General features: G+C 27.6%; 14 protein-coding genes. 6 read left to right on the forward strand and 8 right to left on the reverse strand.

Features of this window, described 5'->3' with window-relative positions; genetic code table 4:
- Positions 1 to 164: 164 nt before the first annotated feature.
- Positions 165 to 2,276: a bifunctional metallophosphatase/5'-nucleotidase gene (locus AXW82_RS03245; RefSeq protein WP_004795192.1), complete on the forward strand. Its 2,112-nt coding sequence runs from the start codon at positions 165 to 167 to the stop codon at positions 2,274 to 2,276.
- A 26-nt stretch (positions 2,277 to 2,302) separates the two neighbouring features.
- On the opposite strand, the gene AXW82_RS03250 is transcribed toward AXW82_RS03245, so the two are convergent.
- From AXW82_RS03250 to AXW82_RS03285, 8 genes are all read right to left on the reverse strand, one after another.
- The gene (locus tag AXW82_RS03250; RefSeq protein ID WP_223212188.1) at positions 2,303 to 2,920 is read right to left on the reverse strand and encodes a hypothetical protein; all 618 of its coding nucleotides are present in this window, start codon (positions 2,918 to 2,920) and stop codon (positions 2,303 to 2,305) included.
- 80 nt (positions 2,921 to 3,000) lie between these two features.
- Entirely contained in the window at positions 3,001 to 3,327 is a 327-nt protein-coding gene (locus AXW82_RS03255; RefSeq protein ID WP_004795190.1) for a MazG nucleotide pyrophosphohydrolase domain-containing protein, read from the reverse strand.
- Positions 3,327 to 4,634 carry a ribosome biogenesis GTPase Der gene (der, locus tag AXW82_RS03260; protein ID WP_004795188.1) on the reverse strand — a complete coding sequence of 436 codons (1,308 nt, stop codon included), beginning with the start codon at positions 4,632 to 4,634 and terminating at the stop codon, positions 3,327 to 3,329. Before der ends, AXW82_RS03255 begins: the two co-directional genes overlap by 1 nt.
- Positions 4,634 to 5,299 carry a (d)CMP kinase gene (gene cmk, locus AXW82_RS03265; protein WP_004795186.1) on the reverse strand — a complete coding sequence of 222 codons (666 nt, stop codon included), beginning with the start codon at positions 5,297 to 5,299 and terminating at the stop codon, positions 4,634 to 4,636. The genes der and cmk overlap by 1 nt, the downstream gene beginning before the upstream one ends.
- Positions 5,300 to 5,310: 11 nt before the next feature.
- Complete coding sequence (locus AXW82_RS03270; protein WP_004795184.1) at positions 5,311 to 5,664, reverse strand: hypothetical protein; 354 nt, start codon at positions 5,662 to 5,664, stop codon at positions 5,311 to 5,313.
- A 69-nt stretch (positions 5,665 to 5,733) separates the two neighbouring features.
- On the reverse strand, positions 5,734 to 6,495 hold the full coding sequence (locus AXW82_RS03275) for a hypothetical protein (RefSeq protein WP_004795182.1): 762 nt from the start codon (positions 6,493 to 6,495) through the stop codon (positions 5,734 to 5,736).
- A gap of 69 nt (positions 6,496 to 6,564) precedes the next feature.
- Positions 6,565 to 7,188 carry a hypothetical protein gene (locus tag AXW82_RS03280; protein WP_237076668.1) on the reverse strand — a complete coding sequence of 208 codons (624 nt, stop codon included), beginning with the start codon at positions 7,186 to 7,188 and terminating at the stop codon, positions 6,565 to 6,567.
- 62 nt (positions 7,189 to 7,250) lie between these two features.
- Complete coding sequence (locus AXW82_RS03285; RefSeq protein WP_004795178.1) at positions 7,251 to 7,964, reverse strand: hypothetical protein; 714 nt, start codon at positions 7,962 to 7,964, stop codon at positions 7,251 to 7,253.
- Between the two features lie 264 nt (positions 7,965 to 8,228).
- Between AXW82_RS03285 and uvrA the strand changes: the two genes are divergently transcribed.
- The 5 genes from uvrA (at position 8,229) to AXW82_RS03310 (ending at position 16,455) form a co-directional block, all read left to right on the forward strand.
- Entirely contained in the window at positions 8,229 to 11,093 is a 2,865-nt protein-coding gene (gene uvrA, locus AXW82_RS03290; protein ID WP_004795176.1) for an excinuclease ABC subunit UvrA, read from the forward strand.
- A 21-nt stretch (positions 11,094 to 11,114) separates the two neighbouring features.
- Positions 11,115 to 12,050: an HPr(Ser) kinase/phosphatase gene (gene hprK, locus AXW82_RS03295; RefSeq protein ID WP_004795172.1), complete on the forward strand. Its 936-nt coding sequence runs from the start codon at positions 11,115 to 11,117 to the stop codon at positions 12,048 to 12,050.
- Positions 12,043 to 13,029, forward strand: a complete 987-nt coding sequence (gene lgt / locus AXW82_RS03300) for a prolipoprotein diacylglyceryl transferase (protein ID WP_004795171.1) — start codon at positions 12,043 to 12,045, stop codon at positions 13,027 to 13,029. The genes hprK and lgt overlap by 8 nt, the downstream gene beginning before the upstream one ends.
- Before the next feature lie 8 nt (positions 13,030 to 13,037).
- Positions 13,038 to 13,976, forward strand: a complete 939-nt coding sequence (locus AXW82_RS03305) for an NAD(P)/FAD-dependent oxidoreductase (protein ID WP_004795169.1) — start codon at positions 13,038 to 13,040, stop codon at positions 13,974 to 13,976.
- Between the two features lie 112 nt (positions 13,977 to 14,088).
- Positions 14,089 to 16,455, forward strand: coding sequence for a putative immunoglobulin-blocking virulence protein (locus tag AXW82_RS03310; protein ID WP_004795167.1), 2,367 nt, complete (start codon positions 14,089 to 14,091; stop codon positions 16,453 to 16,455).
- Positions 16,456 to 16,602 lie beyond the last annotated feature (147 nt).

Genomic DNA, 16,602 nt, shown 5'->3' on the forward strand with positions numbered 1-16,602 from the left:
AATTTTAAAAACTAAAAGTAAAAATAAAATGCTACTTATAATTACCACTTTTTGAAAAAGATAATAGTAAAAAATCAAAAATCTTGCTAGCAAGTTTCACACTTTATTTTCTATCTTTATTATTAATGTTCTACAATTATAGAAAACACAAAATGGAGAAAAGTATGAAAAATAAAAGAATTTTTAAGAATATGTTAATAGGTCTATCAAGTGTATCATTTGTAACCCCGTTAGTAGTTACAAGTTGCTCAGTTGATAAAGTACAAAAATCAAGTAATGTTGAAGAGTTAAGGAAAGAGTACAAACAAAATAATATTGAATACAATCAAAAAATTAATGAATTTTCAAAAAAATTAAAAGACTTAAAAGAAAAACTTTCTAAAGCAGCAGAAAGCGAAAAAGCAAAAGTAGAAGATGAAATTTTTGATTTGTTTTTTGAATCAAACAGAACTCTTAAACCACTTGTTAAAAAATACAACTACTTATTCACAAAATTAAGAGAAGCAGAAAGAAAAGAAAACACAAAATTAAAAACAGTTAAAATTTATCATTCAAATGACGAACATGGTCGCTTAGAATTTGATGATTATAAATACAATAGATATGCTGGGATGGTCGAAACTTCGAGATACCTTGATGATAAGAAGAGAGATTTATTATTATCAGCTGGTGATTTAATTCAAGGATTACCTTTATCAGACTCTGATAAAGGTGAAACAATCACTAAGATTGCTAAGTATATGGGTTATGATTCTGTCGCTATCGGTAACCATGAATTTGATTATGGTCTTAAGCACATGCTTGATTTAAATAAAATGTCTTCAAAAGAGCAATTTGGAAAGAATACACCATTTATATCAGCAAATATTTATTACAAAGACTTAGCTAATGAAGCTAACAAACCTGAAGGCTATGACCAAAACAATGTTGGAAAAAGAGTTTTTAAACCATATATTGTAAAAGAATTAGAAAGTGGTCTAAAAGTTGCTGTTTTTGCTCTAACAACACCAGATACTGTTTATACTTCACACCCAAGAAACTCAGCTTTAGTTGAATTTAGAGACCCTGTTGAATCAGCAAAACAAGTAATTGCAGAAATCAAAAAAGATCACCCTGAAATTAGTTTTATAATTGCAACAACACACTTAGGTACAGGAAGAAATGAAGCGAGATGAACTTCAGAATATCTTGCTCAAAATGTTGAAGGAGATTTAGATTTAATATTAGATGGCCACAGCCATACTTATGTTGAAATTAATAAAAAACATGCTGAAGACAAAAATATTTATATAACTCAAACAGAAGCTTACACCAAATATTTAGGAGATATTGATGTAACTTTCAATACTGAAACTGGAAAAATAGAAGAAGTTCACCAAGTTTTAAGAAATGTTGATCAAATTGAAGTTTATAATACTAATTTAAGCGAAAAATTAGTTAACAGACTAAAAAAAGCTTTCGACAAAGAGAATAAAGTTGTTGCTTTTACGTCTCCAGGAGTATTTGAACATACAACAACAAAAGAAGTTGACAAAACTCCATACTGAATTGGTAGAATTCTGCCTACATCATTAGGTACATTTGCTGCTGATTCTATTGCTTGAGGATTTATAAAAGAATCACCATGAAAATCTCATGAAGGATGAGATGAAGCTACACTTGACAATTCGATTGGACTAGTTAATGGTGGTGGATTACGTGCTAATTTTGCTAATGGGGAAATTACAAAAGGGGACGCACTTTCTGTTAGTCCATTTGGAAACAGAATTTCAACAGTAAGAGTAAAAGGAACGGTATTAACAGAAGTTCTTAAACATGGACTTTCAAAAGGAAGATCAGGAGCTTTTTCTCAATTGTCTACTAATGTTGCATATCAAGTTAATGTTACAAAGAAAATGAATGATAAAACACAAAAAGAAGAATATGTTTGAGTACCTGACGAAACTTCATTCAAAATTAATGATAAAGCAATCGAAGCAGAAAAATACTACTACATTACAACTAACGACTTTATTCTAGCAGGTGGTGATGGATATTCAATGATAAACACAAACAAAGTGAAAACAATAGAATTAGCTTATGAAGGTGATAAGTATATTAATACATTAATTGAATTTGCTAAATTAACAACAGCAACTGACGCAGCATTGGATGCAAATAAATTTCAAAAACCAATGGGTGATTATCTAAAGGAAAGTACACGTTCAAAACAAGTTGTTAATATTCCAAGCGAAGCTTACACAAATACACTAAAAGAACCTAACAATAAACCTTAATAATCAAAAGAAAAATCACTAAGTAATTAGTGATTTTTCATCTCATTTTCTTCATAATATAAATTAACAAAATCTTGATATATATCTAAGTTATTATATTCTACGCTCTTTACGTCAGAAAAATGAACTCCTCAAATAATTAAATAAATCTCTCCTAATGAAATTTTTTTCTTTACGTTTTTTAATAAATTAAAATTGATTGCTAAACTTTTTTTAATTTTTAATTTTAGATTACCAGTTATCAGGTTTTCGTTTTTAGCGTATTCTTTATCAAAATAAAAACTTTCATTATCAAATGACCATTTCGAGATTTTTTCCAATGCATCTTTGATGCGTTTTTTAGTAATAAATAGTATTTTCAAATGAAATGCAGATATAAAGAAAGGAATAATTGGCCATACTAGCATTATATAATCTGTCTCATCATTTAATTCACTTTTGAAAACTAAAAAATTAATTAATAAATATGTAATAAGCATTAAAGTTAGAAATAAATAAAATAACATTATAATGAAATGATTTCTTCTAACTTTTTTTAATATAGATTCAAAAGATTCCTTAAATAGAATATTAACTTTAATATATTCATCTTTTATGTAATGAATTTTTTCAAAAACAAATTTATATATTAATTGTTTTTTCATAAAAAGAATGAATAGAACACTCATTATAAGAAAAGTGCCAAAAAATAATGACATAAAAATTATGTATGAGTTCATTTTAACTATTTTCTCCTTTCAATAAATTCAGTTAGGTTTATCTTGTGGTTATATCTAATAGAAGCTTCTTTATCTTTTTCAAGAATAATTTCAGTTAAGTCGATGTTATTTATGCTTGCAATTGCTATTGTATAATGAATTACATCAGCTAGCTCAGAAGCTAATGAAACGCCGTCTTTAGGTTTTTTTCAGTTTTGATCTATCGCCACTGCTTCAGCTACTTCACCAACTTCTTCTATTAACTTTGTTAAAAGTCTTGGGTTATTACCAAAATCTTTATATCTATCATAAAGATAATCTTGTAAATCTTTTATTGTTAGTTCTTTTTTCATTATTCTAATCCGTTTTTATTTTTAAAAATTAATTTTATTGGACAACCTTCAAAGTTAAAGGTTTGTCTTAACTGATTTTCCAGAAATCTTTCATATGAAAAGTGTACAAATTTTTTGTTATTAACAAAAAAAGTAAATGTTGGGATTTTTGCTAATTCTTTTCTTGCGTAATAAATATTAAGTCTTCCTCCATTAAAAGGTTGCGCCGGTTGAATTAACTGTGTTTCTAATATTAAAGATGAAAGTAATGATGGTTTAATATCTCTTTCTAAGTTTTCTCTTACTTCATTTAATTTATCAACCAATTTATTGAGTCTTTGATTAAATTTTGCTGAAATGAAGACAAAAGGAACTCATGGAACAAAGTGAAATTTATTTCTTAATCTTTTCTCAAATTCAGCCATTGTATTTGTTTCTTTTTCGACAAGATCTCATTTATTAATAACTATAATCAATGGCTTATTATTATCAAGCGCATATCCAATAATTCTAGAATCAAAATGAGAAATTTCTGGTTGAGTTGCATCTATCACCACAAGAGATAAATCGGCTTCTGCTAGTGAATTCATTGCTCTCATTAACGCATAATGATCAACACTCTCGATTAATTTTGATTTTCTTGTAATACCTGCTGTATCTACTATATTATATTTTTTACCCGAAATTTCTACTATAGATTTAACGCTATCTCTTGTTGTTCCTGCAATTTCAGAAACTATTGACCTATTTTCTTTTGCAAGATTATTTAATAAAGAGCTTTTTCCTGCATTTGGTTTACCAATAATGGCCAAATTAAACAAATCTTCTTCTTCTGTCTTTGTAAAATCTAAATACTTCATACATGCATCTAAAACTTCTCCAACACCCTCACCATGTAGCGCTGAAATAGGAAAAATTTCATCAACACCAAGAGCATATCAACCATAATCAAATGTTTGATTTGACTCAAGTTTATTTGCGGCTGCAATAATTGGTTTATTGCTCTTTCTTAAAATATTCATTATAAATAGTTCATCATTAGAAATTTCATTGGTCCCATCAAAAATGAAAACTATAACATCAGCTTCTTCAATTGCTATTTTTGCTTGAATCTGAATTTGTTCTTGAAATGGTCTATTTTCAATTTCTATACCACCAGTATCGATCAAACGAATTTCTTCACCTGATCAATTAATTGTTTCATATAACCTATCTCTAGTAACACCTGGTTGATCATAAACGATAGAAACTTTTTTACCTATAATTCTATTAAAAAGCGTACTTTTACCAACATTTGGTTTACCTATAATTGCTACTGTATTTTTCATTATTTACCTATTTTCTCATTAACAAGAGAGATGATTTTAGCAATAACTTCTTCAATAGTTAATTCAGTACAATCAATAAATACTGAATCTTCTGTCTTATGAAGTGGATCTACTTCTCTGTTCATATCTTGTTCATCTCTTTTTTTAACATCATATAAAACTTCATTAAAACCAGTATTGTAACCTAATTCTTGGTTTTGAATCATTCTTCTTCTGGCTCTTTCTTCAGCTTCTGCTCATAAAAATATTTTTACTTCTGCATGAGGCATAATTTTAAAAGTTGTATCTCTACCGTCAATAATATAACCCTTACCTTTTTTGGTCATATATTGAATATGATCTACAACAAACTCTCTAACTTCAGGAATCTTAGCTATATTAGGAGTAACTTGAGATATATAATCGGCTCTAATTTGATGCGAAATATCCACACCACGTAGCTCAATTTTATCATCAGCTAAAAGTTTAATCATTCCAACTTCAAGAGTTTTAATTACATTCTCAACGTCTCTAGTATCAACGCCTTTGTCAACAGCATTCTTAGCAATAGCTCTATATACACTACCACTATTTATAAAGGTGTACCCTAATCTTTTGGCTATTTCTTTTGAAACTGTTGACTTTCCTACACCACTTGGTCCATCAATTGCTATATTTACTTTCATAATGACTCCTTTTAATTATTCTTATTATCAATTTCAATTATTCATTCTTTATCATCACTTGTAAAATTATACTCATCAATAAAGTTTATTCTATTATTGGATATACTTCTTTTGATTCCTAAAAATTCTTTGTGTATTTCATACAATTTTAAATTTTCTGATATTTTTATTGATTGATCTAAATTTATTTTCTTTTTTATAACAAATTCTTCTTTTTTCGCTTTTTTATTGGCCTTAGTAATTTTTCTTAATCATTCTTTATCTTTTGCTAAATCTTTTGAATTATTAATACTTAAAAATTTAATTCTTTCATATTCATCCAACCCTTGAAAGTCTAAATTTACTAATTTATTTTGCTTTTTCATTATTTTATATTTTACATAGTATTTTTATATCTAAAAATAAATAATAAAAAAGTCAACAAAAATTGACTTTTAAAAAGTTAGCCCTTTTAAATGACTCATGATATCTTGAAGTTCTAACTTATGTTTAGAACTTTTATTCAAAATTTTGATTGACGAAATTAAGAATATCATAACCAAATTTTTAGTATTCTTTTCCCCAGTAAATTCTGGTGTTGAAATAGGCCTTTGCAAAACAAAGGAAATTGTTTTTTTAATAATACTTTTATAAAAAAGTTTTTTACTAATGTTTAAAAATATTAAACTTGAAGAAATATATTGGCCGAAAACAACATTTCTTTCTGTCTGATTTCTTTTTTTAGAAGATTTTAAGATGTAATAACTTCTCTCTGCTTCTTCAACTTTAAAAGCAGTATTTAAAGAAAATTCTTCAAGTTCTTCTGGTTTAAGTTCGAGATTTACTCTAGAATTAAATAAATAAAAACTTATTAGTGCAACAGGTATCAATGAGCTGATTACGAAAATAATAGAAAGCATTCCTTCAATGCTTAATCAAATATTATAAACTCTATTATCTTCATCTATCCTTAGGCCATTCTTATCTTTAATCAATGTTCCGATAACTATGTTCTGGTTCAATATTAAGATAGCAAAAATAATCGATACTAGCAATGCGAAATAAGCATAAATTGTATATTTAACAATACTTTTTTTATTTGTTTTAAATATTTCTTGATTTAAAACTCATACTCTATACTTAAATAATAGTAAGTATGAAAATCAAACCGATAATATTGCAAAAAAGCTTAACGCAAAAAATAATGTTTTATTCACTTTTAAGTTCTCCTTATAATTCTAAAAATAATTATAACAAATAAAAATTTAATCTTGTTTTTTTCTACCCTATTTGTGAATTAAATTAATAAATTCTTGATAAATATTTAATTTCTTTTCTTCTATATTATCAACTTCTGGTAAATGAATTCCTCAAATCATCATATAATAAATTGATCAATCTTTATATTTAAATCTTTTGTTATAAACTTTACAAGAAAATACAAAAGGTACTAATTGAATAAATTGAAAAAATAAATATGTGTTTGGCGGAGTTTCATTCGGTGTATACTCTTTATCAAAGCAATATGAATCATCTACAAATGTTCATTTTTCTAACCTTTTTTCAGCGTTTTTTATCATTTTTTTAGGAGTATAAACATAAAAAAAAAAAACTAAAGAAGGAAACGGAATTATACAAAGTAAAAAAACGTGTAAATTAAAATAAGTTCAATTAATATAACTTCAATAACCTAAACCAATAGCACTAAAAATTTGCAGGAATAAAACAATAAGATATATTTTGTTTATGTAATTTAAATTTTTTCTCATTAATCTAAATCCGTCTTTAAAAATTTTATTAACTACTATTTCATCTCTTTTTTTACTTAAAACCTTTATTCTTCTTAAAACATTTTTAAATAAAATGCCTGGTATATAAACGCTTTTTAATAATGCATAAATAGTGAACATCGAAATTAAAATGACTAAAAATGGCAAAAACAAGTGAAAAAGGTCCATTGAAAAAAGTATTTTTATTTCCATAATTTCTCCGACAAGTTAATACATTCTAAATAAAGCATTTCGTAATCATCAATGCTTGTTTCTGATTCTTCAAAATGAGAACCTCAAATAAAAAAATAATATAACGAAAGAGCTTTATCTTTTTCTAATTTACTTAACTTTAGAACTATATTGTAATTTAAGAAAAGATCTTTTTCGACATCACCAATGTAATAATATTCTTTCTTTTTATTTTCCTCTAACAAAAATTCTTTGTAACCAAAAATATCGGCTAGTTGGTTTTTAATCGGTGATTTTGAAATAATTTCTTTCATTTTAACTAAACTTTTCTTAAAAATATAGCAGTCTTTCATTATTCAACCTAAAACAAATAGTATTACTGGCAGAAATGACGGAAATAATATTAAATTTCACAATAAAGAATTTTTGAATCCTAACATAAATAAAAAAATCAAGTTAAATACTCAACAAATTGCTAAAGAAAGAATAAATAAAATTCAAAATTTCTTTTTTCCTGATTTTCAAAGTTCTTCAAGCAAATTAAACCCTTCAACATATTTAGAATTTAATGAAATTTCTTTTTTGTTTAGATTAATTTTAACCATTAAATTTAATTGAAATTTTGCTATTTTAAATATTTTAAATACCTTAAAATAAAGGGCAAAAATAACAGCTGAATAAGAAATAAACATCGAAAAGAAAACGAATAATAATAATCAAGACATAAATTACCCCCGTTAAAATTTTTTATTTTTTAAAACTTAATAATATTTGCTATATCTAAATTAACTTTAAAAGTTCATAAGCAACTATTTTAATTGAATCTCTTTTTACTTCGCTATTTCTTATACATTTTATAATTAAAACTGCATTAATATTAAGATAATTATGAAATTTCCATATTTTTCATAAAAAACATTAAAATGAATTTGTTATATTTTCCTTAATAAAAGGTAAAATATATTTATATTTTAAATTTGGGGGTCAACATGAATAAAAATAACAATAAAATTATTATCACAGGGGCAAAAGAAAATAATTTAAAAAATGTTTCTTTAGAAGTTCCTAAAAATAAATTAGTAGTATTTACAGGTCTTAGTGGTAGTGGTAAAAGTTCGCTGGCTTTTAATACTATTTACGAAGAAGGGAGAAGGAGATACGTTGATTCTCTTAGTTCATATTCAAGAACTTTTTTGGGTGGAACAAAAAAACCTAATGTTGAAAAAATTGAAGGGTTAAGTCCTTCAATTTCTATTGAACAAAAAACCATTCATAATAACCCTCGTTCAACTGTTGGTACAGTTACAGAAATTTATGATTATTTAAGATTGCTTTACGCAAGAATTGGAAAATCATACTGTCCAAGACATAATATTGAAATAACTTCACAAACTACAAAAGATATTTTAAATTTAGTTTATAAAAATCCAGAAAACACTCAATTGATTATTTATGCACCAATTGTTGATAATGAAAAAGGCACTCATGCTAATTTATTAGAGAAATTAAAAAATGAGGGATATTTGAGAGCTAAAGTTGATGGTGAAATATTATCCCTTAAAGACAAAATTGATCTTGACAAAAACTATAAACACACAATTGATTTAGTTATCGATAGAGTTAAAGTTAATGAAGAAAACTACAATAGAATTTCTGAGGCTATTAATATTGCTACTGATAAAGCTGGTGGGATAGTAAAAATTGAGAATTTAGATAAGAAAGAAGTTCAAACTTTTTCAAAATTACATGCTTGTATTTATAAAGATTTTTCAATACCAAAGATAGAAACTAGAATGTTTTCTTTTAATGCTCCATATGGAATGTGTGATAACTGTAAAGGATTGGGTATTGAATTTAAGGCTGATTTTGATGCTGTTGTTCCTGAATCATGAAAGACAATCGAAACTGGTGCAATAAAATATTTTGAAAATACAGTAAATACAACCAATCTTGAATGACAAGAATTTCATGCTTTATTAAACCATTATGACATACCTATTAATTTACCAATTGACGAAATTGAAGATGATAAATTAAAATACATGTTATATGGTTCTGGAGAAGAAGAAATTGAATATGTCTTAGTTTCTTCTTCAAACAATAAATATAGAAAAAAACAAGCTATTGAAGGTATATTAACAAAAATTGAACGCTTATATTTTGAAACCTCTTCTGATATGAGGCGTGATTATCTTAAAAAATACATGAGCTCTGTTTCTTGTCACTTTTGTAAGGGTGCAAGACTTAATGAAGCAGCTTTAAGTGTAAAAGTTGATACTAAAAATATTTACGAAATGACTAAACTTTCTATTTCTGATATGTTGATAACATTTGAAAGATTTATAGATAAGTTAGATGAATATAGCAAAACTGTTTCTAATATTATTACATCAGAAATAATTGATAGATTAACTTTTTTAAATGATGTTGGATTAGATTATTTAACATTAGACAGAAGTGCTGAAACTCTCTCTGGAGGTGAAGCTCAACGTATTAGGTTAGCTACTCAAATCGGTTCTAATTTAAGTGGTGTTTTATATGTTTTAGATGAACCATCAATCGGATTGCACCAACGTGATAATATAAGATTAATTAACACAATGAAAAAAATGGTTGATTTAGGAAACACTTTAATAGTAGTTGAGCACGATGAAGATACTATGTTTGCCGCTGACCATATCGTAGATATTGGTCCTGAAGCAGGAGAAAATGGTGGTAGAATAATTGCTGAAGGTTCTTTAGAGGATATAATTAATTCAAAAGAATCTATTACAGGTAAATATCTTTCAGGTGAGTGAAAAATAGAAATTCCTAAATTTAGAAGAAGTGGAAATGGAAAAAAAATAACTATTAAAGGTGCGAAAGAAAATAATCTTAAAAATATTGATGTAACAATTCCGCTCGGTAAATTTGTCGGTATAACAGGTGTTTCAGGAAGTGGAAAAAGTACTTTAATTAATGATATTTTAGTTAATGGATACCAACAAATGCAAGGATTATCTGAAGGGTTACAACATAAAAAAGCAAAATTTAATGGTATTGATGGGTTAATAAATGTAGATAAAATTGTTTCCATTAGTCAAAGTCCAATCGGGAGAACACCAAGAAGTAATCCCGCTACATATACAGGTGTTTTTGATGATATAAGAGAAATATTTGCGAATGTTGAAGAATCAAGAATTAGAGGTTATACAAAAGGTAGATTTAGTTTTAATACACCTGGTGGTAGGTGTGAAAAGTGTAGTGGTGATGGTTTCTTGGTTATTGAAATGCATTTTCTTCCTAATGTTTATATCCCTTGTGATCAATGTGATGGAAAGAGATATGATAGAGAAACTTTAGAAATTAAATACCAGGAAAAAAACATTAATGACATACTTGAAATGAGTGTTGATGAAGCTATTAAGTTTTTTGACACAAAAATAAAAATTGTTGAAAAATTAATATTTTTACAAGATGTAGGGCTTGGATATATTAAATTAGGGCAAATTTCTACAACTTTATCAGGTGGTGAAGCTCAACGTGTGAAATTAGCAACCTACTTGCAGAAAAAACCAACCGGCAAAACAATTTATGTTCTTGATGAACCTACAACTGGATTGCACATTCATGATATTAAAAAGTTAATTTCTATTCTTAATAGAATTGTTGATAACGGTGATACCGTTGTTGTTATAGAACATAATTTAGATGTTATAAAATCTTGCGATCACTTAATTGATCTTGGTCCTGGTGGTGGTATACATGGCGGAAGAATTGTTGCTTCAGGAACCCCAGAACAAGTAGCCAATAACAAAGATAGCTTTACAGGTCAGTTTTTAGATAAGATTTTTTTCAAAGAAAATAATATATAATTTATATATTAACGAGGTAATATGAATAACAAAAAGAAAGTTAGTGTAAAAGAATTAATCGATTTCTTTGGTTGAAGAATTTTAAACAACCCGGAAACACATATTAATTACAATTACATATATCAACCAGCAATTAAACGTGTTGGACTGGAACTTGCAGAATTATTAACGCACGAAAGATTAAATAACAACGTTATATCTTGAGGAACCAGTGAATCTTTATGATTTCAAAAGATTGGTAAGCAAGCATCACAGAGAGCAATTGAACATATTTTTGTGCAACATCCTCCTCTTATAATACTTTCAAAAGGGGTTGCTAAACCAGCATTAAGTTGAATTGTTGAGTCAGCTGAAAAATTTGGTGTTCCTGTTTGTTTATCACAAGTTAGTTCATCTTTATTATCAACAAATGTTGGTTCATACTTAAATAACTATTTTTTAGATGAAACACAAGTACATGCATGTTTAGTTTTAATAGGTGGAACAGGAGTCTTGATCATTGGTCAAAGTGGTGTAGGTAAATCTGAAGCAGCCCTTGAACTAGTGCAAAGAGGACACGTTTTAATTAGTGATGATTCAGTGTTAATAAGAGATGGTGGTAATATATTTATAGGTCGCTCTCCACGTATAACTCAAAACATGTTAGAAGTACGTGGTATAGGAATGATTGACGTTAAACATATTTATGGTGTTAAATCCGTTGCAACATCTTCAGTAATTGATCTTGTTGTAGAATTGGTTAAAACAGATAGGCAAAATGAATTAGACAGATTAGGAATTGATTTTCTTAAGTATCCTATTTTTGGGAGATCAATTCATAAAATTCAGATCCCGATTAAAGAAGGTGGTTCAGCCGCTTCTTTAATTGAAACTGCTGTAGGATTCTTGTTATCAAAAAGAGACGGATTGAATGTTATACAAGAAATGGAAAGAAGGAGGTTAGAAGAAGATGAATAATTTAAATGGCCCAAGTTATGTACCTGATGTAGCATTTCGTGCAGGGACACCAAGCATTTTATTTAATATAGGTTCATTCCAATTACATACATATTCATTAATGATATTATCAGGATATTTAGCTTCAATATTAACAATTTTCTTCTTTTGAAGAAGAGAAAAAATGAATATGGATGTACTATTTGGTTTAATTTTAATAACAATTCCTATGGGTATTATCGGTTCACGTTTAGGGTTCGTATTCGAAGAATTAATTTATAGTAGCGATCCATTCAGAGGCTCTGCATGATATGCTCTATGAGATGGGGGATTAAGTATCCAAGGGGGTGTTTTCTTTACCATTGTTGCTGATATGACTTATGTTTATACAAAAAGAAATGTAATTGATATTAGAAAAGCAACATCAATTATTATTCCTACTATTTTAGTGGGTCAATTCATTGGTAGATTTGGTAACTATGGTAATCATGAAGTTTATGGAAAAATAGATTGATCTGGAAATAGTTCAATTTTTTGAGGAAAAAGTTTTGCAGATAATATGTATATTTCTGATTCGGTAACTGATGCACTTGGATTAGAAGGTGCATATAGATATCCTTTATTCTTATATGAAGGTTTGGCTAACCTGGTTGGGTATTTAATTATTGTTTGAATATTTAATTTATTTTGAACATTTAAACCAGGTGCTACAGCTGGACTATACTTATTATGATATGGTATATTAAGATTAGCACTTGAACCATTAAGACAAGAATCATTTTTATATTATTCAATAATTGCTCTTGCTTTTGCGATTGTTGGTGGATTTATATTTATTTATTTTGCTTTTTGATCTAAAGTTAAATATGTAACAACTGTTAAAAATAAAGTATTTAAACATTATGAATACAAATACCCTGAATATTATTCAGCTTACGTAAATAGAAGTTCATTTAGCTTTTTATTCAAAAAAACATTGACATATACTTGATTTAAATAGAGGTAATTATGGAAGAAAGAAAAATTTATGATTTAATCATCATTGGTGGTGGACCTGCAGGATTAAACGCTGCTCTTTACGCAAGTAGAGCGAACTTAAAAGTAATTTTTATCGAAAAAGGTGCGCCTGGCGGAAAGTTATCACTAACTAACAAAATTGAAAATTGATTAGGTACCGAAATTATTGAGGGATGACAATTAGCTACTAACTTTTTTGATCACGCTAAAAGATTTGGTGCTGAATATAAATATGGCGAAGTTGTAAATATAATAAACCATGGTGATTTTGATAAAGAAGTTATGCTTTCAAATAATACTTCCATATACGGAAGAACTGTTTTAATATCAACAGGTATGAAAAATAGAGAACCATCATTTATAAAAAATTATGATAGTTTTTTACAAGGTGGAATAAGTTTTTGCGCCATCTGTGATGGGCCTTTATTCAAAAATTCTCCTACAATAGTTTTAGGAGGAGGGAATTCAGCAGTTGAGGAAGGAACATACCTAACAAAAATAGCTTCACATGTTTATTTTGTTATTCGTGAAAAGGAATTCACGGCAGAAAAAAAACTTGTAGAAGATTTATATAAAGCAAAAAATGTAACTATTTTTAAAGAATCTCAAATCGATAGATTAGAAGGTGATAAAATCCTTCAGTTTGCTATTATTAAAAATAATATCACTGGCGAAGAAACTAAAGTGGAAGTATCATCATTTTTCCCTTATATTGGTATGGAAGCAACAACAACTTTTGTTAATGGTTTAGATATTCTCGATGAAAAAGGATTTATAATCACTGATGAACATATGCAAACAAAAGTAAAAGGAATTTTTGCTGCCGGTGACATCAGACATAAAGAAATTCGCCAAATTGTAACCGCTGCAAATGATGGTGCAATAGCTGCAAAAAAAATATCTGACTTATTAAATTCAATAAATGATTAACTAAACTTAGGTTTAGTTTTTTATATAGATAAAATATTAATATTTTATTCTCAAAACATGATAAAATAAAAATATACTTAAATAAAAATAGTAATTTAAGGAGGTCATACCTATGAAAAGAAAAAGCAGAATATTATTATTAACATCTTTTTTAGGTGTAGCTACTTCAGCCGCAATAACAACTTTAGTACATAAACAAAGCACTAACAGTCCAAAATTTAAATTTGAAATTAACGGTATTTTAAAACCGAATTTTGAAACAAAGGATGTAGATTTAACTAATGCCAAAAATAGTGCTACAGATTTTAACCTACCTAAATTAGAAAAACCGAAAGTTATCATTTCAACACCTGATAAAAAAATTGTTCCAATCGAAATTAAACCCATTATCGAAAAAGAAAAACCGAAAGTTGATAAAGATGCTACTGTTTTAAATAGAGAAGAACCTAAAAAAGATACAAAGGAATTACCAAAGGAGACAAAACCTCTAGAAATACCTAAAGAAAAACCGAAAGAAGTGCCTAAGGAAACACCTCTTGTTGCACGTCCTGGATATAAACTTGTTCCAATTAATAATCACGGAATTATAATTTATGCAGAAGTTAAAGATATACCACCTAGAGAATATTCCTCAGCTGACATAGCAAGAGGAATTGCAAACCGTGTTCCGTATAGAGCCGAACTTCTTCCAGAGGTATCAAGGATAGTTGGTGGTGATACTGAAGAAAATATTAAAAAAACAGTTGATAGAGCTATTTTAAAAACAAAGTGAGCTGATGGAATTTTTAGAAATGAAGGTGCTCTATATAACACAATAATAAACTCTAATGATGATATTAGCTTAAAACAAGAATACTTTGATAATGATGGTACAGCAGCAAATACGCTCGGAAGTTTTTATTGAAGATATCACAATCTAATTTGAAATAAAGAATTAATGAGAAAATATGTAGATGATGTAGGATTAAAACATTTTGATGAATGATGAAATTCTGAAGTTTATATATCATGACCTCATGGGTGAAACAGACCAAAATTATCAATTGGTAAATTTAAACTACTTATGCATCTTGACTATTCTAAATTTGACAAAATTTCAGACAAAACAAGAGAGATGCTTAGAAATGGCCATGTGCTACCAGAGGATACTGGAGCACCCTGAATCAACTCTAAGGGCGAATGAGAAATTGATACAACTAGTCCTCCAATTAAAAATGGCTTAGGAGAAATTAGAAGAAATAATAGAGAAAAAAGAGTTTTAGGAAACGACTCTATTTGAAGCAGATCAGGTGATGATATTTTAAAAGGTAAATATCACAACTGAACAAAACTAGAAGAGAATTTTAGTTTTAAAAAGAATCCAAACTATGCTAAATTTTTAAATCTTGGTGGGTTTGAAATAAATAGATATGTTATAGATAAAAAATTAGAAGGTGTAGATAGACAAGAAGCTAGAATTATAACAATCGATGCCGGAAGGTCAGAAACTTTCAAAAAAACTTTAGAATTCATTGAGTTTATTAAAAAAGACGGGTTAAAAGTAGACGGATATAGAATTTTAAATGTAGGTAAATCAGGATATAACCAAAACTTTGATAAGATTTTTGCTGCTTTGCCTGATAAACTTCCTATGTTAGAGCTATTTTTTGAATCAAAAAATACAACAGCTTTAAAATACCTAAAAAATAAAGAAATTGATGAATTATCACTAATTACTAACAATAAAGTAAATTCATTAGCAGATGATTGAGCCTTAAATCCTTGAGCTTTAAATAAAGTAGCATGAGTTAATATGGCAGATTATAATGTTTCAAGTTCTTATAATCCTTGAGATACTATTTACACTAGAATTACATTCGATAATCTTGCTTTTGATGATGAAGATATTGTTAATGGTGATCTAACTAATATTAATAACGGCCTAAGAATGGCATATTGAACAAGAAATAATGAACGTATATTCCAAGGCGGGTGAGGTCCTGGAACAAAACCTGATCGTGAAAGTGATGGAAATTCATATCCAATGGGACTTGATTTTTCAAATGCTAAAAAAATTAAAACACTAAAAGGAATGATTTTCTACAACGAAGATAATCCTAGCCAAAAAAGAAAATTAAATAAAATTAAACTTTACAATGATTCAGATACATGAACAGTCTCTGCATCAGAAATGAATGGTGCTCAATTCGCGGATGTACTAGTTACATCTCAACCTCAGATGCCAAAATCTAAAATTACTTTTTCAAATGGAAAAGCAACAAAGAAAATCAAAATTACTCCAGACAGTAATTCAAACTCACTTGATGGCAATGGATTAAGAAATTTAAGCACCTTGATGTCATATTCTGATGGTACTTTTAATAAAAGTTCTACAGAAGTTATCGTGCCTGAAAATGCAACAAACTTATATAATTCTCTAAAAGGCGCAGGATTTCAAGTAAAATATTCATCAACAGATGATGATTTTGAGATATTTTAATTTTTATTAACTAAAAATATATTTGACATGTATTTTTAGTTTTTTTTATAAATTAAAATAGTTATTTTAGTAGTTTTTAAAATTAACAAAAGAGTATTAAATGTGATAAAATAAAAAGTGTAATATATATTTTATCTAAAATATATA

It is taken from the genome of Mycoplasmopsis canis PG 14 (assembly GCF_001553195.1).
GTDB classification, from domain to species: Bacteria; Bacillota_I; Bacilli_A; order Mycoplasmatales; family Metamycoplasmataceae; genus Mycoplasmopsis; species Mycoplasmopsis canis.